We start from the raw sequence: 24,324 nt of genomic DNA on the forward strand, positions 1-24,324 counted from the left end.
CGGCTCAGTTCCGCTCCTGCGCTTCGATCGGCTGGTCCTCGTGCAGCTTGCTGCCGCCAGCGACGATGATCGGCATCTGCGCCTGCAGGCCCTCGCCACGGATCAGTGCCTGATCGCCTTCAACCTGCTGCAGGTCCACGGCCAGCCGCCGCGCGCGGCCATCGTCCGCCTGCCAGATGAAATGCTGGCCGTCGCTGCCGGTCTGCAGCGCCGACAACGGCAGGCGGAAGGCGTCGTGGGTTCTCTGCGGCTGCGGCGGGCGTTCGATGCGCACGCGCATGGCCATGCCCGGCAGCAGGTTGTACTCCTCCGGCGGCTCGCCCTGCAGCACCAGGCGATAGGTCCGCGCGCCTTCACGCGGTTGCGTGCTGTGCTCCTTGTAGCGCAGCGGCAGGCGCACATCGGCGATCACCAGCTCGCCTTCGGCCTGCAGACCGGGGCCGAGCGGAATGCTCAAGGCGGCGGTTTCCGGCAGGTCGACGCTGACTTCGATATGGCCGTTGTCCTGCATCTCGAAGACCGGCGTGCCCACCGCGACCACCATGTCCGGTTCGGCCAGACGGCGCGCCACCACGCCGTCGAACGGTGCATTCAGCGTGCTTTGATCGAGATCGCGCTGGGCGCTGTCGCGTGCCACCCGTGCCGCCACCGTGTTGGCTTGCAGCGCTTCGATGGCGGCGGGAGCGAGGATGCCTTCGGCGAGCAGGGTGCGCTTGCGCGCCAGATCCGCCTCCAGTTGACGCAGGCGCGCCTCGGCCTCGCGCAGCTGCAGGCGGTAGTCGGTACGATCCAGCTGCGCCAGCGGCTGTCCTCGGATCACGCGGGTACCTTCATCGACGAGGATGCGCTCGATACGCCCGGCCACCTCGAACGACAGCTGTGTGGACGTCACGCTCTGCACCACGCCGGAGAAGCGCAGTGCCTCGGCTTTCGGCTCGGCCGCCTGCAGCGGCTCGACCAGCGCCACCCGTGGCGGCTGGGGTGCCGGCTCGGCTTCCGAGGAACAGCCGCCAAGCAGTGGCAGCGCGCAGGCGATGATCGTCAACCAGGCCAGGGTCACTGGAAATGCTCGTGTTGACGTCATCGGGGCTCCTGGCTGCTCGCGTTGCGGGCGCGCTGACGCCCGTTGGGACTGACAGTAGAGCCCTGCGTCGGCGCAGAAGTTCGGCGGCAAATTGTTGCCAACGGGGTGACCGGGTGGTCGATTTTCGCCAATGCTCTGCCACACTTGACGCATGAGCGGCTGCGTCTTTGCTGCGCTTGACCGTCGTGAACTCAGCGGGGAAGCTTGCCCGCTGTTGAAGGCGCATCACTCTGGGGAATACGCAATGCAAGGCCAGGCACCGGTAATCGACTATCTGAAGGAGCTGTTGCGCGGCGAACTGGCGGCGCGCGATCAGTATTTCCTGCATTCGCGGATGTACGCCGACTGGGGCTTCAGCAAGCTCTACGAGCGCATCAACCATGAGATGGAGGAGGAGACGCAGCATGCCGATGCCCTGCTCAAGCGCATCCTCTTTCTCGAAGGCACCCCGGACATGACGCCGGAACCGATCAACCCGGGCCACAGCGTGCCGGACATGCTGCGCAACGACCTGGCGCTGGAGTACAAGGTGCGCGCCGCGCTGGCCCAGGGCATCGAGCTGGCCGAACAGCACGGCGACTACCCGACCCGTGACATGCTGGCGCTGCAGCTGCACGACACCGAGGAAGACCACGCCTACTGGCTCGAGCAGCAGCTCGGCCTGATCGACCGCATCGGTCTGCAGAACTACCTGCAATCCCAGGCCAGCTGAGCCTTCCACCCCGCGAGGCAGGGCCTGCCTCGCGGGGCGCTTCGACGTTCCGTCAGAGCCGGAAGCGGCTCACCATCGACTGCAACTGGCCACCCAGACGGGCCAGCTCGGTGCTCGACGCTGCGGTTTCCTCGCTGGCAGCGGCGGTCTGTTCCGACACGTCACGCACGTTCACCACACTGCGGCTGATCTCCTCGGCCACCGCGCTCTGCTCCTCGGCGGCTGCGGCGATCTGCTGGTTCATCGCCTGGATGTTCGACACGGTACGGGTGATGCTGCCCAGTGATGCACCGGCCCGGCGCGCCAGCTCGACGCCGCTGTCGGTCAGGTCGCGGCTGGTATGCATGATCGCGGCGACCTGCTGGGTGCCGTTCTGTAGCGCGGCGACCAGCCCTTCGATTTCCTCGGTGGACTTCTGCGTGCGCTGCGCCAGCCCGCGCACCTCATCGGCGACCACGGCGAATCCGCGGCCGGCCTCGCCAGCGCGGGCGGCTTCGATGGCGGCGTTGAGCGCCAGCAGGTTGGTCTGCTCGGCCACGGCGCGGATCACTGTCATCACGCTGCCGATCTTGTCGCTTTCACTCTGCAGCGCGCTCATCGCCTCGGTGGAGCGCACCACGGCATCGGCCATGCGTTCGATCTGGTTGACCACCTCCAGCACCACGCGGTCGCCTTCACGGGCTTCACTATCCGCTTCGGTGGCGGCCAGGGCGGCCTGCTCGGCATTGCGCGCGACCTCCTGGACGGTGGCCGACATCTCGTGCATGGCGGTGGCAACCTGGTCGGTCTCTTCCTTCTGGCTGTTCACCCCGGCGCTGGTCTGCTGGGTGACCGCTGACAGCTCCTCGGCGGCGGCGCTGATCTGGCTGACGCCATCGCGGATGCCGCCGATCAGCTCGCGCAGGGTCGAGCCCATCTGCTGGATGCCGCGTTGCAGCGCGCCCAGTTCGTCGCGGCGATGGACCTGCGCCGTCGGGCTGAGGTCGCCGGAGGCGATGCGCTCGACGTCGGCCAGGGTGGCACGCAGCGGCAGGACGATCTGGCGGGTGATCAGCCAGGCGGCCAGGGCGCCGAGCGCCAGTGCCAGCAGCGTGCTGATGATCAGGCGGGTGCGGGCTTCGCCGCTTTCGATGTCCAGACGTTCAAGCTGGAATTGATACAGGGCATCGCTCAACCGGACGATTTCTTTCTGCTGGTCGGTCATCTCCTGGCGTGCCTTGGCGATGGCCTGGGTCGCGCCGACGAAGGTTTCAATGGCGCTTCGGTAGTCACCCAGCACCGTGCGGATCTGCTCAACGGCGTCGCGGCCGGTCTGATCGAACTGGCCGCGATGCTGCTGCAGTGCCGCTACCGCGGTGTCGAGCTGTGCGTAGACGGCCTGGATGTTGTCCGCGGTGGTGGCGGCCAGGTAGACGCGCAGCAGGTAGCGCGCGTGCTTGATGTCGTCACGCATCTGCGTGACGACGCGGTATTGCTCGAAGCGCTGCGGCTCGTAGTCGGGCAGCTGCAGGGCGCGCTCGTTGAGCGCACCGGTCAGGCTGTCCAGCTTGACGGCTGCGGCGTCCATGGTCCGCTGTGAGCCGTTGGCGGCGACATAGGCCTGTCGCATGACATTCAACGACTGCTGGTACTGCTCGTTGTAGCCGGCCTGCTCCTTGAGCATCGCGACGTTGATGGGATTCTTGAAGGCGTTGAGCAGCTTGGTCTGCTGAGTCAGGTAGATGCCCAGGTTCTTGTCCAGCCGCTCGGTGGATTCGGCATCGCCGTTGGCCAGCATGAATTGCAGGCGTGCGATGCGCAGGTTCGTCAGGGTGTTGTTGAGTTGGGAGATCTCGGTCATCCAGCCACTGCGCTGGATCACGCTGCCAAGGCTGCCCCAGCCGTTCCAGGCCAGGATCAGCGTAAGAACCAATACCGCGCCAAAGCCCAGTGACAGCTTTCGGCTGACGCTAATGTTGCCAAACCAGTTGTTCATTCAGGTACCACGTGAGGAGACGATTCAGGGGGCGGCGGTCCGTCGCCGATCAGAAGCACCCGCTATCGGCAAAGGCGCCTCAGTGCTTTAGGTGTAATGCTGCACGTCGTCAGCAAGGCGACGAGCGGTGGCCGGGCATCTGCGCCAACGCAGCGAGGCCAGGCTGCTACGCATCAGTCGCGGGCGATATTGGCCACGGCCGTCGCCGGAGCGGAAAGCTGCAAACGGTCGCTGGTCATGGCGCGGATCTCTTCGGTCAAGGCTGCGTCCTCGTTCAGCGAGCGGCCATAGGCAGGGAAGATCGCCTTCAGCTTCTCTTGCCACTCCTGGGTTTCGACCTGTTGCTTGAAGGTCGTCTGCAGCAGCTTGAGCATGATCGGTGCGGCTGTTGACGCACCCGGCGAGGCGCCGAGCAGGGCAGCAATGGAGCCGTCCGCCGCGCTGACGATCTCGGTGCCGAACTGCAGCACGCCACCTTTCTCCGGGTCGCTCTTGATGATCTGGACGCGCTGCCCCGCGGTGATCAATTCCCAGTCGTCAGCCTCGGCCTGTGGGAAGTACGCCTTCAGTTCGGCGATGCGGTCCTCCTGGCTCAGCATCAGCTGGCCGATCAGGTATTGGCTCAGGTCGAGGTTATCCAGGCCGGCGTGGAGCATGGGCAGCGCATTGTCGGTGCTCATCGAACCGGGCAGATCCGTCAGCGAGCCGTTTTTCAGGAACTTGCTGGAGAAGGTCGCGAAGGGTCCGAACAACAGGACCTTCTCACCCTCGATCACGCGCGTGTCCAGGTGCGGTACGGACATGGGCGGCGAGCCGACCGAGGCCAGGCCGTAGACCTTGGCCTGGTGCTGGGCGACGACGTCAGGGTTGCGTGTCATCAGGAACTGGCCGCCCACCGGGAAACCGGCGTAGCCCTTGGCTTCCGGGATGTCGGCCATCTGCAGCAGTTTCAGGGCGCCGCCGCCGGCACCGATGAACACGAAGCGCGCCTTGACGCTGGTCTGCGCTTCGTCGTTGGCGAGGTCAGCCGAGACCACGGTCCAGGTGCCGTCCGCGTTACGCGTGATGTCGCGGACTTCGTGTTGCAGTTGCATCTTGACCTGTTCGCTCTTGCCGAGGGCTTCGAACAGTTGACGGGTGATTTCACCAAAATTGACGTCGGTGCCAAGCGGCATCCGTGTCGCAGCGACCGGTTGATCGGCGTCGCGGCCGTTCATGATCAGGGGCACCCATTCGCCGATCTGCTGCGGCTGCTCGGAATACTCCATCCCACGGAACAATGGGCTCTGCTGCAGCGCAGCGTGGCGCTTGCGCAGGAACTCGATGTTGGCCTCCCCCCAGACGAAGCTCATGTGCGGGACGGCATTGATGAAGCGGCGCGGCTCCTGCAGCACGCCGCGCTCCACCTGGTGGGCCCAGAACTGCTTGGAGAGTTCGAACGACTCGGCAATGCTCACGGCCTTGCTGATGTCGATGCTGCCGTCCGCTTTCTGCGGCGTGTAGTTGAGCTCGCAGAAGGCCGAGTGCCCGGTACCGGCGTTGTTCCACGCGTTCGAGCTTTCGTCGGCGACGCTGGGCAGGCGCTCATGGACTTCGAGGGTCCAGTCCGGCTCCAGTTCGTGCAGGTAGGTCGCCAGGGTGGCGCTCATGATGCCGCCGCCGATCAGCAGGACGTCGACGGTCTTTTCCGGTTCGTTGGGCTTGGAGCAGGCGATCAGTGTTGTGCACATGAACGCCAGAATCAGTTTCTTCATCGGTGGTTCTGTTTGCCTGTTGATGTATGCGAATGAACGGCAATCGCTCAGCGGACCGCCGAGGGCTTGGCCCTCAAGGTCGGTAAGCGGCGCGTTCGGAAAGGCCTGTGGGCCCGGAAGCAAGGCGGCGGGACCGGCCCCCGGACTTAAATCCGGTGACCGAACGGGGCGGAGTTCGCCGCGCCCGCCGTTGCGAGGGGCGCGGAGCTTATTAGGGAGCTAAGTATTTGGCAACGACCTCTCGACGCCTCGGTCAAGTTCCTTGCCTGTCCTGTGCCGTCTGGCAACACCCGCCGGACTCCAGGTCCCTGAGGATCGGGCAGTCCGGCCGATCATCACCCTGGCAGTGGTCGACCAGCTCCTGCAGCGTGTCGCGCAGGCCGACCAGCTCGGCAATCTTGCGGTTCAGCTCGTCGATATGCGCGCCGGCCAGGGCTTTCACGTCGGCGCTGGCGCGCTGGCGGTCCTGCCACAGCGCCAGCAGCTTGCCGACCTCCTCGAGGGAGAAGCCCAGATCACGAGCGCGGCGGATGAAGGCCAGCTGGTGCAGGTCGCGCTCGTTGTAGTGGCGGTAGCCATTGGCGCCACGCCCGGCGGGCGTGAGCAGACCGATGGATTCGTAGTAGCGGATCATCTTCGCCGTAAGGCCGCTGTGCTTGGCTGCCTGACCGATGTTCATGGCGTGCTCCCGATCATTCTTCCGGTTTCCAGGAGCGCAGCAGCAGGGCGTTGCTCACCACGCTGACGCTCGACAGGGCCATTGCCGCACCGGCCACCACCGGGCTGAGGAAGCCGAAGGCGGCGAGCGGAATGCCCACCAGGTTGTAGATAAAGGCCCAGAACAGGTTCTGCTGGATCTTGCGGTAGGTGCGCCGGCTGATCTCCAGCGCCGCCGGTACCAGGCGTGGGTCGCCACGCATCAGGGTAATGCCGGCCGCATGCATGGCTACGTCGGTACCACCGCCCATGGCGATGCCAACATCCGCCGCAGCCAGAGCCGGCGCATCGTTTATGCCGTCGCCGACCATCGCCACCACGGCGCCGCCCTTTTTCAGCTCTGCCACGGTGGCGGCCTTGTCCGCCGGCAGCACTTCGGCATGCACGTCGTCGATGTGCAGTGCTTCTGCCACCACCCGCGCGCTGCCTCGGTTGTCGCCGGTGATCAAGTGGCTGCGGATATGCCGGGCATCGAGTGCGGCGATCGCCGCCGCAGCTCCCTCCTTGAGGCTGTCGCCGAAGGCGAACAGGCCGAGCACGCGCGGTTGCGGTGCGCTCTCCACCAGCCAGGAGAGCGTGCGGCCTTCGGCTTCCCAACGCTGGGCGGTATCCAGCAGCTCGCCCGGTTGCAGGCCGAATTCGTCCAGCATGCGCCGATTGCCCAGCGCCAGCTGCCGACCGTCCAGCGTCCCGGCGATGCCGCGGCCGCTCAGGGCCTGGCTCTTCTGCACATCCGGCACCGCGACGCCATCGGCTTCGCAGCGCTCCAGCACGGCACGTGCCAGCGGGTGTTCACTGCCACGTTGCAGAGCGCCGGCCAGGCGCAACAGGCTCGCCTCGTCACCTTCCAGCGCATGCAGGTGGATGATCTGCGGCTTGCCGGAGGTCAGCGTGCCGGTCTTGTCGAAGGCCACCGCATTCACCGCATGGGCGACTTCCAGGGCCTCGGCGTCCTTGATCAGGATGCCGTGGCGTGCCGCCACGCCGGTGCCGGCCATGATCGCCGCCGGTGTCGCCAGGCCGAGCGCGCAGGGGCAGGCGATCACCAGCACCGCCACCGCATTGATCAGCGCGACCTCGGCCGGCGCGCCAGTGAGCAACCAGCCGATCAGGGTGAACACGGCGATCACCAGCACCGCCGGGACGAACACCTGGCTGACCTTGTCCACCAGCTTCTGGATCGGTGCCTTGGCCGCCTGGGCGTCTTCCACCAGGCGGATGATCCGCGCCAGCACAGTCTCGCCACCGAGCGCGGTGGTGCGCACCAGCAGCCGACCCTCGCCGTTGATCGCGCCACCGGTGATGCGGTCGCCTGGCGCCTTGTTCACCGGCAGGCTCTCGCCGCTGATCAGCGCTTCGTCGGCCTGGCTTTCGCCCTCGACCACTTCGCCGTCCACCGGGAAACGCTCGCCAGGCTTGACCAGCACCAGGTCGTCCAGGCGCAGCGCGGCGATGGCGACGTCTTCCTCGCGGCCGTCGATCACCCGTGTCGCGCGGTCCGGACGCAAGGCTTCCAGTGCCCGGATCGCCGCGCTGGTCTGGCGCTTGGCGCGGCTTTCCAGGTATTTGCCCAGCAGCACCAGGGCGATGACCACCGCCGAGGCCTCGAAATACAGGTGCGGCATCTGCCCGGCCGGCGTCGCCCACCATTGATAGAGGCTCAGGCCGTAACCGGCGCTGGTGCCGATGGCGACCAGCAGGTCCATGTTGCCGGCACCGGCGCGCACCGCCTTCCAGCCGGCGACGTAGAAGCGCGCACCGAGGACGAACTGCACCGGCGTGGCGAGCAGGAACTGGATCCATGCCGGCAGCATCCAGTGCTGCCCGAACAGCTCGCCGAACATCGGCAGCACCAGCGGTGCGGCCAGCAGCAGGCCGGCGATCACCGCCCAGCGTTCGCGCTGCAGGCGTCGTTCGGCATCGGCCGCCGGGCGGCGCTCGCTGCTCGCCGTGGCGTGATAACCGGCTGCCCCGACGGCCTGGATCAGCGCGGCCGGGTCCGGCGTGCCGAGTACTTCGACGTGGGCGCGCTCGCTGGCCAGATTCACCGCCGCGCTGCGCACCCCGGGCACCTTGAGCAGGGCACGCTCGACGCGGCCAACGCAGCTGGCGCAGGTCATGCCGTCGATGGCCAGCTCCAGACTCTGCACCGGCACGCCATAGCCGGCCTTCTGCACGGCTTCGATCAGGGCCGCGAGGTCCGCCTCGCTGCTTTCGACGCGCACCTGCTCGTTGGCCAGGTTGACGCTGGCGCTGGCCACGCCCGGCACCTTGAGCAGGGCGCGTTCGACGCGGCCGGCGCAGCTGGCGCAGGTCATACCGCTGACCGGCAGCGTATGGGTGGCGCTGGACATGGCTGTGTCTCCTCGGATGGCGATGCGCTCAGGATCGACCTTAACCCTATGGCAAGGTCAACACCATGATCTGCGACAGCCAGGGCCTTGACCTTGCCAGGGTGGCAAGCTCGAGAATCGATCCATCCAACGATCGAGGAGAACGACGATGCCTGTATTCAACGTGAGCGGAATGACCTGCAGCCACTGCGAGCGCGCGGTCACCCAGGCCGTCAAGGCGCTGGACGCGCAGGCCCAGGTGAAGGTGGATCTGGCGAGCGGGACGGTCGAGGTGCAGAGCAGCGCCAGCGAGCAGGCGATTCGCCAGGCGATCAGCGAGGAGGGCTATCAGGTGGCGTGATCATGCCGGCACTCAGGCACCGAGCTGGTCGGGGTCGTCCGGCCAGTCGCGGACCAGGCCGCGGAACAGCGGGTCGATCAGCGCCTTGGTGTCGACCAGCGGCGCGAACAGCCCGGTGTCGCGGGTCCAGTCGGTGAACAGCCCGACCACCAGGGCATGCAGCGACAATGCTGCCAGGCGCGGCGAGACGCCGGGCCGCAGGCAGGCCGAGGCGTTGCGCAGCAGGTTCTCGCACAGATCGATGAACTGGTTGATGAAGGCGTGATGTCGCTCTTCGGCCTCGCGCAGCTCGTCGGTGAATTCGCACTTGTGCAGCAGGATGGTGAAGATCCGACGCTTCTGCTCGTTGCTGGCCAGCGTGCTGATGGCCTCGACCGTCAGGTTGCGCAGGGAGATCAGGGCCTGCAGCGGCTGCTGCTGATTGCAGCTGCACAGCCGCTCGGTCATCTGCTCAGGCGGCAGGCGGATCTGATTGAGCATCTCGTGGAACAGGTGCGCCTTGTTCTGGAAGTGCCAGTACACGGCGCCGCGCGTCACGCCAGCGTCGCGCGCGATCTGATCGAGACTGGTGTGGGCTACTCCCTTGTCCAGAAACAGCCGCTCGGCGGAGGCGAGGATGGCGATGCGGGTCTTCTCGGCTTCTTCTTTGGTTCGGCGCATGGGCAGGTTCGGCGGTAGCGGCTGCTTCAGGCATCCAGCAGCGGTGGAGGCGACCAGTGTAACGAGGCATCTCGTCGCGATGCATGTTTACAATCGGCGGTGTATGTAACAGCATCTTGCACGCCGGTGCAATTGCCCCACCGAGGCCGCGGTCCAAGCATTGGCCTCGGCACGTCCCTTTTCCTGCTTTGCGAGCCTCTGATGTCTTTGCGGATTCTGCTCATCCTGGGCGCGCTCAGCGCGTTCGGTCCCCTGGCCATCGACATGTACCTGCCTGCATTTCCGCTGATCGCGCAGGCCTTTGGTACCAGTGTCGATCACGTCCAGCTGTCGTTGGCGGCATATTTCATCGGTCTGGCCATCGGTCAGCTGGTCTACGGTCCGCTGGCCGATCGCTACGGGCGGCGGGGGCCGCTGCTGGTGGGCGTGACCCTGTTTACCCTGGCATCACTGGCCAGCGCCTTCGCACCGTCGATGGACTGGCTGATCGGCGTGCGCTTCGTGCAGGCGCTGGGTGGCTGCGCCGGCATGGTGGTGGCGCGGGCCGTGGTGCGCGACCTCTGCGATCCGATGACCAGCGCCAAGGTGTTCTCACAGCTGATGCTGGTCATGGGCCTGGCGCCGATCCTCGCGCCGGTGGCCGGCGGTGCGTTGCTGGCGACGTTCGGTTGGCCGTCGATCTTCATCCTGCTGACGTTGTTCAGCGCGCTGTGCCTGGTGGCGGTGGCGCTCTGGCTGCCGGAAACCTACCCGCCGGGCTTGCCGCGCCAGCCGATGGCCGGGGCCCTGGGTCAGTACTTGCGGTTGTTCCGCGATCGTTTCTTCATGGGCCACGTGCTCACCGGCGCGCTGTGCATGGCCGGGATGTTCGCCTACATCACCGGTTCGCCGTTCGTCTTCATCGAGCTGTATGGCGTCAAGCCCGAGCATTTCGGCTGGCTGTTCGGCATCAATGCGGCGGGCTTCATCCTGATGGCGCAGGTGAACGTGCGGCTGGTGCGCTGGCGCGGGCCGGAATTCTGGGTGCGGCGCTGGGTGTGGTTCTTCTTCGCCAGTGCGCTGGCGCTGCTGGCGGTCGCCGCCGCGCAGCCCGAATCGCTCTGGCCGTTGCTGATCCCGCTGTTCTGCTGCGTGTCCTGCCTGGGCTGTCTGTTGCCGAACGCCACGGCCTGCGCCATGGCCGACCAGCGTGCAAATGCCGGCAGTGCTTCGGCTCTGCTCGGCAGCCTGCAGTTTGCCATCGCGGCGATTGCCGCTTCGGCGATAGGCGCTTTGCACAACGGCACAGCGGTGCCGCTGGCGGCCATCATGAGCCTGTGCGGGCTGCTGGCGACGCTCGTCGCCTATGGCACGGCGCGCGCCAGCACGGAGTGAATTATCAGGCGCTCAGTGGCAGGCGATGCGGCGCCTGCAGGCGTCGCTGCAGGGTTTCGACGAAGGCGCGTGCCTCGGCCTCGCTGCGGAAGGTGACGCGCTGGCGGTCCAGGCAGACCTGCCAGGCGGTGTCGGGATAGGGCGTCAGGCGGCGGACGAGAATGTTCATGGCGATCTCCTCGCAAGTTGGCGCCGCTCAGTCTAGGCGCAGCCATGGCTCGCGTGGCGAGCCATGGTGTCGCAGGTCGGCCTTGCGCCGACGAATGGCTCAGTAGGCCAGGCGCGCGTCCAGGCTGTTCTGCGCCAGGCGGCGAGCCTGCGCTTCGGTCATCCCCAGGCTCTCGTGCAGCGCGACGAAATTCTCCGTCACGTAGCCGCCGAAGTAGGCCGGGTCGTCGGAGTTCACCGTGACCTTCACACCCTGCTCCAGCAGGTCGAGGATGTTGTGCTGACGCATGTCGGCGAACACCTTGAGCTTGGTGTTGGACAGCGGGCAGACCGTGAGCGGGATCTGCTCCTCGATCAGCCGGGCGATCAGCTTCGGATCTTCCGCGGCACGTACGCCGTGGTCGATCCGGCTGACCTTGAGCAGGTCGAGTGCCTGCCAGATGTACTCGGGCGGACCTTCCTCGCCGGCATGGGCAACGGTCAGCAAGCCTTCGCCACGCGCCTTGTCGAACACGCGCTGGAACTTGCTCGGCGGATGGCCGACCTCGGAGCTGTCCAGGCCGACGGCGAAGAAGGCGTTGCGATAGGGCAATGCCTGTTCCAGGGTCTTGAAGGCTTCCTCTTCCGGCAGGTGGCGCAGGAAACTGAGGATCAGCCCGCTGCTGATGCCCAGCAGCTCACGGCCATCGGCCAGCGCGGCGCTGATGCCGTTGAGCGCGGCCTCGAACGGTACGCCGCGGTCGGTGTGGGTTTGCGGGTCGAAGAAGGGCTCGGTGTGCACCACGTTCTGCTCTTCGCACTTCTGCAGGTAGGCCCAGGTCAGGTCATAGAAGTCCTGCTCGGTACGCAGCACGTCAGCGCCAGCGTAGTAGAGATCGAGGAACTCCTGCAGGTTGCCGAAGTTGTAGGCGCTGCGCAGTGCTTCGACGTCATTCCAGGGCAGGGCGATCTTGTTGCGCTCGGCCAGACGGAACATCAGTTCCGGCTCCAGCGAGCCCTCCAGGTGCAGGTGGAGTTCGGCCTTGGGCAGGTTGTTGAGCCAGTCTTGCATCGCGAAATTCTCGTCTTGCGGGTATGAGGGCATTCTAGCGACGGGGCTGCATGACCGATATGGCCATCGGCCGTTTGAAGCGGCTATCAGGCACCGATGACAACGCGATGAAGCTCCAGTTGCATTTGGCGAAAATTTGACCAGTGGTCTGCGGGCCAAGAATGGCGCGGGCTGGCAAGGTTGTTCCCAACGTTATCCACAAGGTTCTCCACGTCAATCGGGCATAACTGGCAGCTGGCAGAACGCAATTGATGGCATAACGTCATCGCTCGACCGGCCAGTCAAAAAACACCGAAATTCAAGCGTTTAACGCGGCCTTACCGGGCGCGGAATACGTTCTGGTCAAAAAGTGTACAGATTTCTGCAAGCCCCGCGGCAGGCGCTTCGCAGCGCACCATACAATTGTTATCCACAATTGCTTCCACAGTTATTGTGGGCAAAGGCGCGTCTAGTCCAAGGCCTGCAGCCGGCTTCGCCCGCGGGTGATATCAGCGAGCAATCTGTCGAGTGGCTGCAGCTGGTCGGCGGGAAGGGCTATCTCCAGCGTCGCGCCTTCGGCGTCGAAGTGCTCGGCTTCCAGCAGCGCTTCGAAATCGCCCAGGCGCGCCTTGAGCAGCGCCAGTTCGGCGAAGCGGCAATGACAGCGGCAGCGCGAGCGCGAGACCAGCTCGCTGCGCTCGCCGGCCTGCAGACATTTGGCGGTGGTGCCGCCGTAGGCACGGGCGAGGCCGCCGGTGCCTAGCTTGATGCCACCGAACCAGCGGATCACCACCACCGCGACCCGGTCGAAATCCTGCCCTTCGATGGCGGTGAGCATCGGCCGGCCCGCCGTGCCGCCGGGCTCGCCGTCATCGCTGAAGCGGTACTGGTTACCGATCTTCCACGCCCAGCAGCTGTGGGTCGCCGTGGGATCGCTGACCGCCTGGACGAACGCCTGCGCCTCTTCCGGGCTTTGCACCGGTGCGGCCTTGACCAGGAAGCGGCTTTTGCTGATGACTTCCAGCAACTCGCAGGGCGCGGACAGGGTAAAGGGCATGGCAGTTACGGCGTCGGTGAAGGTTTGCGGGGCAGCCATTGTAGCGGCGCTGCCGTGGCTGCGCTGCGCCATGCTGCAAGAGGCCATCCGGCGAACGGATTGAACTTCGCCGGACCGTCCAACTCCTACCTAGTAAGGGGCGGTTCGCGTGGCCCGGAGAGGGCCCCGCCGTACCGCATTCCGCTGGCACACCAAATGGAGGACATCCCATGCTCAATTCCAGTTACCAGTCATGCATCCAGGCCTGTTCCAATTGCGCCCTGGTCTGCGAGACCTGCGCGGCCTCCTGCCTGCGCGAGGACGACGTGAAGATGATGGCGCGCTGCATCGAACTCGATCGTGACTGCGCCGACATGTGCGCCATCGCGGCGGTGCTGATGACCCGCGACAGCGCCTATGCCAAAGCCTTCTGCAAGCTCTGTGCGCAGGTCTGCCGCGACTGTGCCGAGGAATGCGGCAAGCACCAGCACGACCATTGCCAGGCCTGCGCCGAAGCCTGTCGCAAGTGTGCGGAGGAGTGCGAAAAGATGGCCGCGTGATCAGTCTCGTCGATCCGAAGGGCCGCAGTTGCGGCCCTTTTTGCTTCAGGCCAGCCAGTCCAGCGTCAGGATCAGGTGAGGCGCATCCGGTGCGGCAAGGGGCGAGCGATGAATGATCCCTGCGCCCTCGTTGCCCTGCCATTTCTCTCCCTTGAACAGTGCGACCTCGCCGACCTGCAGCCGCTCGACAGCGGCCGCATCGGTGGGCTCGGCTGATGGCTCGCCGAGACGCCGACGGGCCATGACCCCCTCACGCAGCCATTCGCTGCCCGCGCCGGCATAGGTGGTAATCAGCCGCAGCGGCACATGATCGACGTGGAAGCGCGGGCACATGGCCTTGTTCAGCAGCCGCAGGCGCAGGCCGATGCGTCGCGCGTCGACCAGGCAGGCGAAGGCGCGGGCCAGCCAGGCGACATCCGCGACGAAGCCGGCATGTCCGGCGAGGTCCCGATGGCTCGCGGCCAGGGTCGGCAGCTGCAATTCACCTACGGCGCCCGGTTCCAGCGTTAGGGACTCAGCCAGCGGTTCGCCCAGCGCCAGCAGCGTCTCGGCGAAGCCGGTGATGTGCAGGGGTAGTCGGCGCTGCCACACCGCGAGGTTGACCCCATCTTGCAGGGCTTCGGCGAGCACCGCCGGGGTATCGCCGAACAGCTGCCGCGGCTGCGGGCGAGTCGCCGCAAGTGCCAGCATCAGGCGACCTGCTCGTGCCAGGGGCCGAACGGGTCCGGCAGGCGCAGCCAGCCGTCGATGCCCAAGGCCCACTCGCTGTCGTTCAGCAGGCAGGCGTCCAGCTCGCGGCGCAGCTGGTCGAAGTCGATGTTCTGCCCGATGAAGACCAGTTCCTGGCGGCAATCGCCGAACTCGCCGCGGGATTTGCCGAGGATCGCCGTGCGGCTTTCGCGGTCGCTCGGCCAGGCCGACTCCGGCGTGAAGTGCCACCAGCGCCCGGCGTAGTCGTAGCGCATCAGCCCACCGGCCTGCGACCAGCTGCCGGCTTCCTCGGGGCGGGTAGCGAGCCAGAAGAAACCCTTGGAGCGCAGCAGGCGGCCGTTGCTACACTCGCGGTTGAGGAAGTTGTAGAAACGCTGTGGATGGAACGGCCGGCGCGCCAGGTAGGCGGTGGAGGCGATGCCGTACTCCTCGGTTTCCGGCACATGCTCACCGCGCATTTCCTTGAGCCAGCCCGGCGCTTGGGCGGCGCGTTCGAAGTCGAAACGGCCGGTGTCGAGGATTCGGTCGAGCGGCACCTGGCCCATGCTCATCGGCAGAATCTCGGCATGGGTGTTGAGCCGACCGAGGATGGCGGTCAGCTCTTCGCGCTCGACGGCGGAAATCAGGTCGATCTTGCTGATCAGGATGACGTCGGCAAACTCCACCTGTTCGATCAGAAGCTCGGTGACCGAGCGCTCGTCGTCCTCGCCAAGGGTTTCGCCGCGGTTGGCGAGGCTTTCTGCCTCTTGGAAGTCACGCAGGAAATTAACCCCGTCGACCACCGTGACCATGGTATCCAGGCGAGCCAGATCGGCCAGGCTCTGGCCCTGCTCGTCGCGGAAAGTGAAGGTTTCGGCCACCGGCAGCGGTTCGGAAATGCCGGTGGACTCGATCAACAGGTAGTCGAAACGGCCTTCGCGGGCGAGCTTGCCGACTTCCTCAAGCAGGTCTTCGCGCAGGGTGCAGCAGATGCAGCCGTTGCTCATCTCCACCAGCTTTTCTTCGGCACGATTGAGGCTGACGCCGCGCTGCACCTCGTTGCCGTCGATGTTGATCTCGCTCATGTCGTTGACGATCACCGCGACGCGGCGGCCTTCGCGATTCTTCAGGATGTGGTTGAGCAGGGTGCTCTTGCCGGCACCGAGGAAGCCGGACAGGACGGTTACAGGGAGGCGGTTCATGGCGGTCTCTCAGGCGGATCGTTGGTGTTTTTCGCGCTGTTCCTGGCGTTGTTTCGCCTCGATGGACAGCGTCGTGGTGGGGCGTAGCAACAGGCGCTGCAGACCGATGGGTTCGCCAGTCTCGGCGCACCAGCCGTATTCGCCGCGGGCGATGCTGTCGAGTGCATCGTCGATCTTGTCCAGCAGCTTCTTCTCACGTTCAAGCACACGCAGCTGCCACTGGCGCTGTTCTTCGGCGCTGCCGATGTCGGCTGGATCGCTGCTGGGTTCAACTTCGCGCAAGGCGTCGAATTCCTCGGCGATGCGGCTCTGCAATTCTTGGCGCTGTTGCAGTAGCAAGTCGCGGAAGAAGGCCTGTTGTTCGGCGTTCATGTACGCCTCGGCGGGTTGGGCGAGTAGTTCGGCTTCGGTCATCGGGAGGCACATGTCGGAAATAATGTAATAGTTATAACATAACAATTGTGTTCGTGATGCAAGCGCTGTTTGCGTGTCGCGTGGCGCAGCGGTAGGTGCGTTATTCCGCAGGCAAGAAAAAGCCCGCGGCGCGGATCGCGCGGCGGGCTCGGGTGGTGATGGGAGCCGAGCGTTCAGCCGGCGCCGGGCAGCCCGTGGTAGTTGCGGCCGAAGTACACCAGCGCATCGCTGCTGTCGCGGCGGTACACGGCGAGCACCTCGCAGTAGAGGATGTCGTGGGTGCCGACACTGGCGCTGTGGCTGATGCGGCAGTCGAACGACACCGTGGCGCCGTCGAGCAGCGGCGAACCGGTCACGCCGGTGCTCCATTGCGCTGCGGCGAAGCGCTCGGCCATGGGCGTCTTGCCGCCGAACAGGTTGGACAGGTCCCGCTGCGCACCGGCCAGGGTGTTTACGCAGAGCTGCCCATTGGCGGTGACGATGGGATGCGCCGAGGCGCTGCGATTCAGGCACACCAGCAGCGTCGGCGGTTCGTCGGTGACGCTGCACACCGCGGTGGCGGTGAAGCCGGCACGGCCGCTGGGGCCATCGGTGGTGATGATGTTGACCGCCGCGGCCAGGCGCGCCATGGCATCGCGGTAGTCCTGGCGGATCAGCGGGGCGCCGGGTGCCCCTGCGGTTTCGCATTGAGCCAGTTGCATGGTCGGTTCTCCATCAGGCGAGGACGCAGGCCCGGTCGAAGGGCAGGCGCGGCAGGCGGTCGCGCAGCTTGCTGGCGTCGCCGTAGCCGAGGTTGATCAGCAGGTTGGATTTCCAGCTCGTGCCAGCGAAGAAGGCCTCGTCCAGCGTCTTGCCGTCGAAGCCGGACATCGGTCCGCAATCGAGCCCCAGGGCGCGGGCAGCGAGGATCAGGTAACCGGCCTGCAGCGAGCTGTTGCGCAGCGCGTTCTCGGTGATCAGTGCCGGGCGGCCGGCGTACCAGCTGCGCGCATCGGCGTGGGGAAACAGCTCCGGCAGGGTCTCCGGGAAGTCCTCGTCATAGGCGACGATCACCGTCACCGGCGCGGCCAGGGTCTTGTCCAGGTTGCCCTTGGACAGGCAGGGCGCCAGCTTTTGCTTGCCCTCGGCGCTGCGCACGAAGACGAAGCGCGCCGGGCAGCTGTTGACCGCGGTCGGGCCGAGACGGACGTGCTCGTAGAGCTGCTCGAGCAGGGCGTCGGGCACCGGCTTGTCCAGCCAGGCGCTGTGGGTGCGGGCCTCGCTGAACAGCGTGGCGAGGGCATTCGAGTCGATGGGGGCGTGCATGTTCGGGTCCTCAGGCTGCTGCAACCTGGCCGCACTGCTCGGCAAGATGGTCCAGCAGGATCTGGTTGAAGGGTTCGCTGTCGCTGACGCTGGACGCGTGGCCGCCGTAGTTCAGCAGCGCCAGCTGGGCATTGGGCATGACGTCGGCCAAGTGCTGCGAACGTTGCCAGGGCACCAGCATGTCGTCGCGGTTGGCGATCAGCAGGGTCGGGGTGGTGATGCGCGGCAGCTCGGCCTCGATATCGAAGGCAAGCAGCGCCTCGATGCGCCGCACCAGATTCATCGTCGGCGGGAAATGCGCCAGTGCGTGGGCATCGTCGCGTGCCAGTCGCTCGCTGTTGGCTGCGATCCAGTCGGCCGGGTAGAGGAACAGCGACTGGGCCTGTACATAGGCTGCCGGGCCGCTGTCGTGCAGCAGTTTCAGGCGCACCGCGAAACAGCGTGCACTGTGCGGGTTGGGGCTGCTCCAGGCGTTGATCGGCACCAGGCTCTGCAAGAGCTGCGGCCGCAGCAGGGCGATCTGCAAGCCGATCAGCCCGCCGAGTGCATGGCCGATGAAATGACAGCGGCGGATGCCCAGGGTATCCAGCAGCTCCAGCAATTCCACTGCCATGGATTCGATGGAATAGCCCGCCGGCAGGTTCGCCGGGCTCCTGTTGGTCCCCAACTGGTCGTAGACCAGCACCCGATAGTCCTGGGTCAGCGCCGGCAGTTGCGGCGTCCAGAAGGCAGCGGCGCCGCCGAGGCCGGAACTGAGCACCAGGGTCGGTGCATCGGGCTCCATGCGGCCATGAAGTTCGTAATGCATGTCACTCCCTCCGTGCAGTATCAGCGGGCCGCCGGCGCGCCGGCGGGCCCGCTCCGGCCGGCGCTATTGGCCGATGTGGGCGATGCTGGCGATCTCGATCAGCGCATCGGGTTTCACCAGTCCGCACTGGATGCAGTAGCGCGCCGGCTTCTCGCCGGGGAAGAACTCGGCGTACACCTCGTTGACCTTGGCGTAGTTGGCCCAGTCGGTGAGCATGATCATGTTGAAGGTGACGTCGTCCATGCTGCCGCCGGCAGCCTCGACGACGCCCCTGATGGTCTCCAGTACATGGCGGGTCTGGGCGGCGGCATCGCCGACGTGGACCACGTTGTTGTCCTTGTCGAAGGGCAGGGTGCCGGCGACGTAAAGCACGCCATCGGCCATGGACCCGGGCACGTAGGGGGCGAGCGGTTTGCCGGTTCCGGCGGGGATGATCGATTGCTTGGGCATGTGGTTGATTCCTTGCAAGGCATTCAGGCGAACCCGGCGGACGCCTCTGCGGGCGCCGCGGTCGGGCACTCGGGTGTAATCAGCTGGCGACCGCCACCTCTGGCGCGGTCGCGAAGCTCCGGCAGAAGGCGTCGACGCTGGAGACCCAGCCGAAGAACGTCTCGATGTTGTACAGCGCCGCCTGCTGGGCGAATTCCGGCCCGGCCTGGTGCGTGGCATCGGCCAGTACCACACCGAAGTACTCCAGGTGAAAGCCGTCGCGCAGGGTCGACTCCACGCACACATTGGTGGCGATGCCGGTGAACACCAGGTTGCGGATGCCCCGGGCGCGCAGGGTGCTGTCCAGCTGCGAATTGAAGAAACCGCTGTAGCGCGGCTTGGGTACCAGGATGTCGCCGGGCTGCGGCGCCAGTTCGTCCACCAGCGCGTAATCCCAGCCACCCTTGGCGAGCAGGGTGCCGGCCAGTTCCGGGCGCTTGCGCATGGTCTTCAGCGCATTGGACTTGTGCCAGTTCGGCGAGCCCGGCCCGCCCGCCTCGACGTACCCGTTGTCCCAGCCGTTCTGCAGAAAGATCACCTGCATGCCGGTGGCGCGAGCCGCGCATAGTGCCTGGCCGATTTTCGCGATCACCGGCTGGGTCGCCGACACATCGAAGCCGGCCAGATCCAGGTAGCCGCCGCGGCTGGCGTAGGCGTTCTGCATGTCCACGACGATCAGCGCGGTTTCACTGGCTTTCATCGCCAACGGCTCGGGCCGCGCCGGCAGCTGCACGGGCTCGTCCGTTGCGCTCAGGCCGTAGCCGGAGACCTGTTCGATGGCGCTCATCAGGCGGACTCCTTCAGAGCACTGACGTGCCGGCGGCTCTGCATCAGCGGCTGGATCTTCTGGCCGAAGGCTTCGATGCCTTCGATGAAGTCGTCGAAGGTCAGCATCACGCCCTGCATGCCGGGCACCGTGGCGATCTCATCGAGCATCCGGGCGACATTGGCGTAGGAGCCCACCAGCGTGCCCATGTTGATGTTCACCGCCGAGGTCGGGTCAGCCATCTGGCGAATGTTGGTGTCGCTACCGGAGGTCTTGTCTGCCGCGCCCTGTTCGCCCAGCCAGGCGATGGCCTCCTGGTCGGCGCCGGCCTTGTAGTGCTCCCACTTGGCCCGGGCCGCTTCGTCGGTCTCGTCGGCGATCACCATGAACAGCACGCAGGAGGTGACATGACGGCCGGTCTTGGCGCAGGCCGCCTGCAGCCGTTCGGCGGCCGGGGCGAAGGCGGTCGGGGTGTTCACGCCCTTGCCGAAGCAGAAGTTGTAATCGGCGTACTGCGCCGAGAAGGCCATGCCGGCATCGGACGAGCCGGCGCAGATGATCTTCATGTCCGCCTGGGGTTTCGGGCTGACGCGGCAGTCCTCCATCTGAAAGTGCTCGCCCTTGAAATCGCTGCGGCCGGTGGCCCAGAGGTCGCGCAGCACCTGGGCGTACTCGCCGAGATACTGATAACGGGTGCCGAAGAATTCATCCCCCGGCCACAGGCCCATCTGGCTGTACTCCGGCTTTTGCCAGCCGGTGACGAGGTTCACGCCGAAGCGGCCGCCGGAGATCGAGTCGATGGTCGAAGCCATGCGCGCGACGATGGCCGGCGGCAGGGTCAGGGTGGCGGCGGTGGCGAACAGCTGGATCTTGCTCGTGACGGCAGCCAGGCCCGCCATCAGCGTGAAGGACTCCAGGTTGTGTTCCCAGAACTCGGTTTTGCCGCCGAAGCCGCGCAGCTTGATCATCGACAGCGCGAAGTCGAAGCCGTAGCCCTCGGCCTTCTGCACGATGGCCTTGTTCAGCTCGAAGCTCGGCATGTACTGCGGCGCATTCTCGGAGATGAGCCAGCCGTTGTTGCCGATCGGAATGAAAACACCAACATCCATGGGTAGCACCTCTGTACGCAATGGCTAGAAAGCGCTGCCCGAACGTGACGGGCAGGGTCGCAGGGGCTTTAGCAGGATGTAGGCCAGAAACGGATTCGGCTGTTTAATCAACAAGATGGCGATTTTTTCCGATGCGTTGTGGACCATTTGGTCCGAATCGGAGCACCTGGTTTGTGCGCGACGCACGAACCCGGTGCAGGCGCCCGTACGGGTGATGAGCACGCATTGCCGCTCGTCCCGGCCGCCGTCGCCGCGCTACAGTAGCGGCTCGTTTGAGCCCAGCCGGTAATCCCGTGACCGATCAGCCCTCCGTACCACCACGCAAGCGTCTCACCGCCAGCAAGACTCCCCGTCCGAAAGGCGCCGTCCGCGAGCCGAGCGTCAGCGCGCAGAACCGGCGCCTGCGCATGATCGAAGGCAAGCGCACGAGCATCCTCCAGGCCGCGCTGGAGCTGTTCTCCCGCTTCGGTCTGCACGGCACCAGCCTCGATCAGGTGGCCACGCAGGCCGACGTTTCCAAGACCAACCTGCTGTACTACTTCGGCAGCAAGGAAGAGCTGTACGTGAACGTCCTGCGTCAGCTGCTGGAGGTCTGGTTGCAGCCGCTGCAGGCGTTCTCCGTCGAACAGGACCCGGTCGAGGCGATCCGCGACTACCTGCGGGTCAAGCTCGAACTCTCCCGTGACCATCCCGCCGAATCGCGGCTGTTCTGCATGGAGATCATGCAGGGCGCACCGCAGCTGCTGGGTGAGCTGCAGCAGCCGCTGCACGACCTGGTGGAAAACAAGGTCGCAGTGATCCAGGCATGGATCGACGCCGGCAAGCTCGCGCCCGTCGCGCCGCATCACCTGATCTTCTCGCTGTGGGCGACCACCCAGCACTACGCCGATTTTCGCGTGCAGGTCGAGGCGGTGGCGGGCAGGACGCTGGATGATCCGGCGTTCTTCGAGGAGACGCTCAGGAGTCTGCAGGCGCTGATCCTGGACGGCGTCAGGCCGCGCTGAGCAGCCGCAGCGCCTACCTGGCGCCTTGCGTGCACGGCCGATGGCGTCTGTACTGGCTTGCTAGCGGCGCCGGCCGGGTTGGTCGGCGCGCCAGTGGAGCGACCCGATGAATCCGAGATTTCTGCCCGGCCGAAACATGGCAATGAAGGTGCCCACCCACGAGTACACGAGCACCGTCGCCTTCTACCGTGAAACCCTGGGGCTGAGGGAGCTGACACCGACCGACGCGGATGGCGAGCAGACGCCGCGCTTCGAATTCGGCGACAAGGTGCTCTGGCTCGATTGCGTGGCGGGCATCAGCCAGGCAGAGATCTGGCTGGAGGTGGTGACAGACGATCTGGACGCTGCATCGGCCCTTCTGCAACAGCGCCATTGCGCCCGTCGCGATGAAATCGAACCCCTGCCTGACGGCTTCCGCGCGTTCTGGATATCGAGCCCGGCGAATATCATCCACCTGATTTCCGAGCAGAAACTGTCCTGAACGCGCCTCCGGCGGCGCAGCGTTACGCCGCCTGCCTTTGCCGATAGCCCTGCGCAACCTGCAGCAGTACCACCAGCGTCACGATGGGCAGCAGCCCGATGTTCACCGCCGCCCAGCCCGCCTGGGCGATCAGCGCGCCGGAGGCGAACGACATGGCTGCGGCGACGCTGCCGTTGCTCAGCTCCATCAGGCCCTGTGCCCGCGCGCGTTCGCTCGCGGCGTGGCCCTGGCCCAGCTGAGTGGTGCCGGCGACGAGCATGAGGTTCCAGCCGATGCCGAGCAGGCAGCTGCTGAGCAGGAAGTGCCAGTGGCTGACGCCGAGCAGGGCGACCACCGCGCTGACGATCAGCAGTCCTCCGCCAAGGCAGGCGACCAGCCGGCAGCCGAAGCGATCCACCAGCGGCCCGGCGACGAACGCCGGGAGGAACATGCCGAGCATGTGCCACTGGATGACCTGGCCGCTGTCGTGCAGATCCAGACCTTCGCCATGCATCGCCAGGGGCGTGGCGTTCATCACCAGGATCATCAGGCCGTGTCCAGCAGCGGTGGTCAGCACCGCGGCGCGAATGGTCGGCCGTGCTAGCAGCGCCTGCCAGCTGACCGCTGCCGTATCGGCCGGGGTCGCCGGCTTTCCCGAGGTCGCCGGCAGCCCGGCCAAGACCATGAACCCCAGTGCCGCCAGACTGGCGATCAACAGATAGGTGCCGGCGAAGGGCACGTCAGCGAGATCGCGCGCCATATGGCCGAGGGTGGGCGCGATCAGCGCCGCCAGCACACCACCGCCGATCACGCAGGCCGTGGCGCGACCCTTGAAGGCATCGCTCACCGCTTCCAGCGCGGCGAAGCGGTAATACATCGCCGAGGCCTGATAGGCGCCAATGGGCAGAGCGCCGACACAGAGCAGGGTGAAGCTGTCGAGCCAGAGCGACAGCGCGCTGATCAGCCCGCCCAGTACGCCGGCCAACGCACCGATGAGAAAGCCGGCGCGGCGACCGCGGCGTTGCATCAGGCCCGCCAGTGGTTGCAGGGCGAGCAGGCCGCCGAGCATCAGCAGGGCCAGCGGCAGGGTGGCGAGACCGGCCGCTGGCGCCAGGCGCAGGCCGACGATGGCGGTGAAGATGATCCCGGTCATCGAACAGGACCAGAACAGCGCCTGGGCGATGAACAGGCGCAGGACCTGGGGATTGCTGAGCAAAAGATGCATGAGCGGCTCCTTTAGGGGGGCGAGCGGGCACAGTGCTGCCTGGCCAGATGCCGAGCGGGCTGGGAACGGTGAATGAGGTCGGTTGGTCAGCCGAAGCGCTGGTAAAAGTCCCGCGGGCTGACCGACAGGTGCTTCTGGAAGCTGCGCCGGAGGTTTTCCGGATGGCCGAAGCCGGTCAGCCGCGCCACCGTCGCGATCGAGGCCTGGGCGTCGAGCAGCAGATTGCGCGCGGCTTCCAGGCGCACCCGTTCGATGTACTGGCCCGGGCCCATGCCGGTTTCCTGGCTGAACAGGCGGCACAGCGTGCGTGGGGTCATATGCGCCTGGGCGGCCAGCGCCTCGATGGACAGGTCGTCGCCCAGATGCCCTGGAATCCATTCCAGCAGCGCGGCGAGGCGCGCCACGTTGCCGCTCGGCGCCGCCAGCATCGGGCTGAACTGAGTCTGCCCGCCGGGCCGGCGCAGGAACATCACCAGCCGCTGGGCGACTGCCAGCGCCAGTGCGCGGCCGAGATCGGCTTCCACCAGGGCCAGCGCCAGGTCGATGCCGGCGGTGACGCCCGCGGAGCTGAACAGGTGCGACGCCTGTGGATCGGTCGGGTCGTAGGTGTGCAACCGGTCGCCCTGCACCTCGATGGATGCGTACTCGCCCAGCGCCGCGAGGTCCGCCCAGTGCGTGGTCGCCTTGCGCCCGTCGAACAGCCCGGCCTCGGCCAGGATCAGCGCGCCGGAACAGACCGAGCCGAGGCGCCGCACGCTGGGTTCGGCGGCCCGCAGCCAGGCGAGCAGCGCTTGGTCGCGCCACTGCGCATCCACGCCGACGCCACCGGGGATCAGCAGGGTGTCCAGCGTGGCGGGATCGCAGTCGGCCCAGCTGGCATCCGCCACCAGCTTCAGCCCGGCCGAGGTGACGACCGGGCCGGCCGTGGTGCCCAGCAGCACCAGCTCGTAATGACGAGGCAGCCCCTGGCGCTGTCGCTCGACGTTGGCCGAGGCGAACACCTGCATCGGGCCGGTGACGTCCAGGCTCATCACATCCGGGTAGATCAGGCAGGCGACGGTGCGGGTGGCGTCCATGGTGCAGCTCTC

At 66.2% G+C, this 24,324-nt stretch carries 26 protein-coding genes; 6 read left to right on the forward strand and 20 right to left on the reverse strand.

Going from position 1 to position 24,324, the window contains the following annotated elements:
- Positions 1 to 4: 4 nt before the first annotated feature.
- Positions 5 to 1,084 carry an efflux RND transporter periplasmic adaptor subunit gene (locus P5703_RS02120; RefSeq protein ID WP_026006500.1) on the reverse strand — a complete coding sequence of 360 codons (1,080 nt, stop codon included), beginning with the start codon at positions 1,082 to 1,084 and terminating at the stop codon, positions 5 to 7.
- A 244-nt stretch (positions 1,085 to 1,328) separates the two neighbouring features.
- On the opposite strand from P5703_RS02120, the gene bfr reads away from it, so the two are divergent.
- Entirely contained in the window at positions 1,329 to 1,796 is a 468-nt protein-coding gene (gene bfr, locus P5703_RS02125; RefSeq protein ID WP_017244495.1) for a bacterioferritin, read from the forward strand.
- A 52-nt stretch (positions 1,797 to 1,848) separates the two neighbouring features.
- Here the strand turns inward: bfr and P5703_RS02130 are convergent, their stop codons facing one another.
- From P5703_RS02130 to P5703_RS02145, 4 genes are all read right to left on the reverse strand, one after another.
- Positions 1,849 to 3,771, reverse strand: coding sequence for a HAMP domain-containing methyl-accepting chemotaxis protein (locus P5703_RS02130; RefSeq protein ID WP_279641551.1), 1,923 nt, complete (start codon positions 3,769 to 3,771; stop codon positions 1,849 to 1,851).
- Between the two features lie 173 nt (positions 3,772 to 3,944).
- Positions 3,945 to 5,525: a malate dehydrogenase (quinone) gene (gene mqo / locus P5703_RS02135; RefSeq protein WP_017244493.1), complete on the reverse strand. Its 1,581-nt coding sequence runs from the start codon at positions 5,523 to 5,525 to the stop codon at positions 3,945 to 3,947.
- A 253-nt stretch (positions 5,526 to 5,778) separates the two neighbouring features.
- A complete protein-coding gene (cueR, locus tag P5703_RS02140) occupies positions 5,779 to 6,204 on the reverse strand; it encodes a Cu(I)-responsive transcriptional regulator (protein WP_285585426.1) in 426 nt (141 codons plus the stop codon).
- A 13-nt stretch (positions 6,205 to 6,217) separates the two neighbouring features.
- Positions 6,218 to 8,596: a heavy metal translocating P-type ATPase gene (locus P5703_RS02145; RefSeq protein WP_111481523.1), complete on the reverse strand. Its 2,379-nt coding sequence runs from the start codon at positions 8,594 to 8,596 to the stop codon at positions 6,218 to 6,220.
- 148 nt (positions 8,597 to 8,744) lie between these two features.
- On the opposite strand from P5703_RS02145, the gene P5703_RS02150 reads away from it, so the two are divergent.
- On the forward strand, positions 8,745 to 8,936 hold the full coding sequence (locus P5703_RS02150) for a heavy-metal-associated domain-containing protein (protein ID WP_017244490.1): 192 nt from the start codon (positions 8,745 to 8,747) through the stop codon (positions 8,934 to 8,936).
- Positions 8,937 to 8,948: 12 nt separating this feature from the next.
- On the opposite strand, the gene P5703_RS02155 is transcribed toward P5703_RS02150, so the two are convergent.
- Complete coding sequence (locus P5703_RS02155; protein ID WP_017244489.1) at positions 8,949 to 9,596, reverse strand: TetR family transcriptional regulator; 648 nt, start codon at positions 9,594 to 9,596, stop codon at positions 8,949 to 8,951.
- Between the two features lie 201 nt (positions 9,597 to 9,797).
- Between P5703_RS02155 and P5703_RS02160 the strand changes: the two genes are divergently transcribed.
- Positions 9,798 to 10,970: a Bcr/CflA family multidrug efflux MFS transporter gene (locus tag P5703_RS02160; RefSeq protein ID WP_111481522.1), complete on the forward strand. Its 1,173-nt coding sequence runs from the start codon at positions 9,798 to 9,800 to the stop codon at positions 10,968 to 10,970.
- A 4-nt stretch (positions 10,971 to 10,974) separates the two neighbouring features.
- Here the strand turns inward: P5703_RS02160 and P5703_RS02165 are convergent, their stop codons facing one another.
- From P5703_RS02165 to P5703_RS02175, 3 genes are all read right to left on the reverse strand, one after another.
- Complete coding sequence (locus tag P5703_RS02165; protein WP_168355681.1) at positions 10,975 to 11,139, reverse strand: hypothetical protein; 165 nt, start codon at positions 11,137 to 11,139, stop codon at positions 10,975 to 10,977.
- Between the two features lie 99 nt (positions 11,140 to 11,238).
- Positions 11,239 to 12,189 carry an adenosine deaminase gene (locus P5703_RS02170; protein ID WP_014597735.1) on the reverse strand — a complete coding sequence of 317 codons (951 nt, stop codon included), beginning with the start codon at positions 12,187 to 12,189 and terminating at the stop codon, positions 11,239 to 11,241.
- A gap of 448 nt (positions 12,190 to 12,637) precedes the next feature.
- On the reverse strand, positions 12,638 to 13,225 hold the full coding sequence (locus tag P5703_RS02175; protein WP_111481608.1) for an IMPACT family protein: 588 nt from the start codon (positions 13,223 to 13,225) through the stop codon (positions 12,638 to 12,640).
- A gap of 209 nt (positions 13,226 to 13,434) precedes the next feature.
- Between P5703_RS02175 and P5703_RS02180 the strand changes: the two genes are divergently transcribed.
- Positions 13,435 to 13,764: a four-helix bundle copper-binding protein gene (locus P5703_RS02180; RefSeq protein WP_014597733.1), complete on the forward strand. Its 330-nt coding sequence runs from the start codon at positions 13,435 to 13,437 to the stop codon at positions 13,762 to 13,764.
- A gap of 45 nt (positions 13,765 to 13,809) precedes the next feature.
- Here the strand turns inward: P5703_RS02180 and P5703_RS02185 are convergent, their stop codons facing one another.
- From P5703_RS02185 to rutA, 9 genes are all read right to left on the reverse strand, one after another.
- Positions 13,810 to 14,454 (reverse strand): DUF1826 domain-containing protein, encoded by a 645-nt coding sequence (locus P5703_RS02185; protein WP_111481521.1) that lies wholly within the window; start codon positions 14,452 to 14,454, stop codon positions 13,810 to 13,812.
- Positions 14,454 to 15,656 carry a zinc metallochaperone GTPase ZigA gene (zigA, locus tag P5703_RS02190; protein ID WP_111481520.1) on the reverse strand — a complete coding sequence of 401 codons (1,203 nt, stop codon included), beginning with the start codon at positions 15,654 to 15,656 and terminating at the stop codon, positions 14,454 to 14,456. The genes P5703_RS02185 and zigA overlap by 1 nt, the downstream gene beginning before the upstream one ends.
- A 9-nt stretch (positions 15,657 to 15,665) precedes the next feature.
- Entirely contained in the window at positions 15,666 to 16,070 is a 405-nt protein-coding gene (gene dksA / locus P5703_RS02195) for an RNA polymerase-binding protein DksA (protein ID WP_014597731.1), read from the reverse strand.
- Between the two features lie 173 nt (positions 16,071 to 16,243).
- Positions 16,244 to 16,771, reverse strand: coding sequence for an NADH-dependent FMN reductase RutF (rutF, locus tag P5703_RS02200; RefSeq protein ID WP_019405326.1), 528 nt, complete (start codon positions 16,769 to 16,771; stop codon positions 16,244 to 16,246).
- Positions 16,772 to 16,784: 13 nt separating this feature from the next.
- Positions 16,785 to 17,375, reverse strand: a complete 591-nt coding sequence (locus P5703_RS02205) for a malonic semialdehyde reductase (RefSeq protein WP_014597729.1) — start codon at positions 17,373 to 17,375, stop codon at positions 16,785 to 16,787.
- A gap of 10 nt (positions 17,376 to 17,385) precedes the next feature.
- Entirely contained in the window at positions 17,386 to 18,183 is a 798-nt protein-coding gene (gene rutD, locus P5703_RS02210) for a pyrimidine utilization protein D (protein ID WP_014597728.1), read from the reverse strand.
- A 63-nt stretch (positions 18,184 to 18,246) separates the two neighbouring features.
- Positions 18,247 to 18,633 carry a pyrimidine utilization protein C gene (rutC, locus tag P5703_RS02215; RefSeq protein ID WP_014597727.1) on the reverse strand — a complete coding sequence of 129 codons (387 nt, stop codon included), beginning with the start codon at positions 18,631 to 18,633 and terminating at the stop codon, positions 18,247 to 18,249.
- A 79-nt stretch (positions 18,634 to 18,712) separates the two neighbouring features.
- Entirely contained in the window at positions 18,713 to 19,459 is a 747-nt protein-coding gene (gene rutB / locus P5703_RS02220) for a pyrimidine utilization protein B (RefSeq protein ID WP_111481519.1), read from the reverse strand.
- Positions 19,459 to 20,547, reverse strand: a complete 1,089-nt coding sequence (gene rutA / locus P5703_RS02225) for a pyrimidine utilization protein A (protein ID WP_014597725.1) — start codon at positions 20,545 to 20,547, stop codon at positions 19,459 to 19,461. The genes rutB and rutA overlap by 1 nt, the downstream gene beginning before the upstream one ends.
- A 293-nt stretch (positions 20,548 to 20,840) precedes the next feature.
- On the opposite strand from rutA, the gene rutR reads away from it, so the two are divergent.
- Positions 20,841 to 21,551 carry an HTH-type transcriptional regulator RutR gene (rutR, locus tag P5703_RS02230; RefSeq protein WP_011914618.1) on the forward strand — a complete coding sequence of 237 codons (711 nt, stop codon included), beginning with the start codon at positions 20,841 to 20,843 and terminating at the stop codon, positions 21,549 to 21,551.
- A 106-nt stretch (positions 21,552 to 21,657) separates the two neighbouring features.
- Entirely contained in the window at positions 21,658 to 22,032 is a 375-nt protein-coding gene (locus P5703_RS02235) for a VOC family protein (RefSeq protein WP_014597724.1), read from the forward strand.
- A gap of 22 nt (positions 22,033 to 22,054) precedes the next feature.
- Here P5703_RS02235 and P5703_RS02240 read toward each other — a convergent pair whose 3' ends face one another.
- Together P5703_RS02240 and P5703_RS02245 are read right to left on the reverse strand one after the other, a co-directional pair.
- On the reverse strand, positions 22,055 to 23,236 hold the full coding sequence (locus tag P5703_RS02240) for an MFS transporter (RefSeq protein WP_011914616.1): 1,182 nt from the start codon (positions 23,234 to 23,236) through the stop codon (positions 22,055 to 22,057).
- An 86-nt stretch (positions 23,237 to 23,322) separates the two neighbouring features.
- Positions 23,323 to 24,312 (reverse strand): GlxA family transcriptional regulator, encoded by a 990-nt coding sequence (locus tag P5703_RS02245; protein WP_014597723.1) that lies wholly within the window; start codon positions 24,310 to 24,312, stop codon positions 23,323 to 23,325.
- Between the last annotated feature and the right edge of the window lie 12 nt (positions 24,313 to 24,324).

Origin of the sequence: Stutzerimonas sp. FeSN7, assembly GCF_030263795.1 — a bacterium.
GTDB lineage: Bacteria > Pseudomonadota > Gammaproteobacteria > Pseudomonadales > Pseudomonadaceae > Stutzerimonas > Stutzerimonas stutzeri.

Bases quoted from the DNA above. Each gene is read 5' to 3' on its own strand.
- P5703_RS02245 (WP_014597723.1), bottom strand. From the start codon at position 24,312: ATGGACGCCACCCGCACCGTCGCCTGCCTGATCTACCCGGATGTGATG.
- bfr (WP_017244495.1), top strand. From the start codon at position 1,329: ATGCAAGGCCAGGCACCGGTAATCGACTATCTGAAGGAGCTGTTGCGC.
- P5703_RS02175 (WP_111481608.1), bottom strand. From the start codon at position 13,225: ATGCCCTTTACCCTGTCCGCGCCCTGCGAGTTGCTGGAAGTCATCAGC.
- cueR (WP_285585426.1), bottom strand. From the start codon at position 6,204: ATGAACATCGGTCAGGCAGCCAAGCACAGCGGCCTTACGGCGAAGATG.
- P5703_RS02145 (WP_111481523.1), bottom strand. From the start codon at position 8,596: ATGTCCAGCGCCACCCATACGCTGCCGGTCAGCGGTATGACCTGCGCC.
- rutA (WP_014597725.1), bottom strand. From the start codon at position 20,547: ATGGATGTTGGTGTTTTCATTCCGATCGGCAACAACGGCTGGCTCATC.
- mqo (WP_017244493.1), bottom strand. From the start codon at position 5,525: ATGAAGAAACTGATTCTGGCGTTCATGTGCACAACACTGATCGCCTGC.
- rutB (WP_111481519.1), bottom strand. From the start codon at position 19,459: ATGAGCGCCATCGAACAGGTCTCCGGCTACGGCCTGAGCGCAACGGAC.
- P5703_RS02165 (WP_168355681.1), bottom strand. From the start codon at position 11,139: ATGAACATTCTCGTCCGCCGCCTGACGCCCTATCCCGACACCGCCTGG.
- P5703_RS02160 (WP_111481522.1), top strand. From the start codon at position 9,798: ATGTCTTTGCGGATTCTGCTCATCCTGGGCGCGCTCAGCGCGTTCGGT.
- P5703_RS02180 (WP_014597733.1), top strand. From the start codon at position 13,435: ATGCTCAATTCCAGTTACCAGTCATGCATCCAGGCCTGTTCCAATTGC.
- P5703_RS02155 (WP_017244489.1), bottom strand. From the start codon at position 9,596: ATGCGCCGAACCAAAGAAGAAGCCGAGAAGACCCGCATCGCCATCCTC.
- P5703_RS02170 (WP_014597735.1), bottom strand. From the start codon at position 12,189: ATGCAAGACTGGCTCAACAACCTGCCCAAGGCCGAACTCCACCTGCAC.
- P5703_RS02185 (WP_111481521.1), bottom strand. From the start codon at position 14,454: ATGCTGGCACTTGCGGCGACTCGCCCGCAGCCGCGGCAGCTGTTCGGC.
- rutF (WP_019405326.1), bottom strand. From the start codon at position 16,771: ATGCAACTGGCTCAATGCGAAACCGCAGGGGCACCCGGCGCCCCGCTG.
- P5703_RS02150 (WP_017244490.1), top strand. From the start codon at position 8,745: ATGCCTGTATTCAACGTGAGCGGAATGACCTGCAGCCACTGCGAGCGC.
- rutD (WP_014597728.1), bottom strand. From the start codon at position 18,183: ATGCATTACGAACTTCATGGCCGCATGGAGCCCGATGCACCGACCCTG.
- P5703_RS02240 (WP_011914616.1), bottom strand. From the start codon at position 23,236: ATGCATCTTTTGCTCAGCAATCCCCAGGTCCTGCGCCTGTTCATCGCC.
- dksA (WP_014597731.1), bottom strand. From the start codon at position 16,070: ATGACCGAAGCCGAACTACTCGCCCAACCCGCCGAGGCGTACATGAAC.
- P5703_RS02205 (WP_014597729.1), bottom strand. From the start codon at position 17,375: ATGCACGCCCCCATCGACTCGAATGCCCTCGCCACGCTGTTCAGCGAG.
- rutC (WP_014597727.1), bottom strand. From the start codon at position 18,633: ATGCCCAAGCAATCGATCATCCCCGCCGGAACCGGCAAACCGCTCGCC.
- P5703_RS02235 (WP_014597724.1), top strand. From the start codon at position 21,658: ATGAATCCGAGATTTCTGCCCGGCCGAAACATGGCAATGAAGGTGCCC.
- zigA (WP_111481520.1), bottom strand. From the start codon at position 15,656: ATGAACCGCCTCCCTGTAACCGTCCTGTCCGGCTTCCTCGGTGCCGGC.
- P5703_RS02120 (WP_026006500.1), bottom strand. From the start codon at position 1,084: ATGACGTCAACACGAGCATTTCCAGTGACCCTGGCCTGGTTGACGATC.
- P5703_RS02130 (WP_279641551.1), bottom strand. From the start codon at position 3,771: ATGAACAACTGGTTTGGCAACATTAGCGTCAGCCGAAAGCTGTCACTG.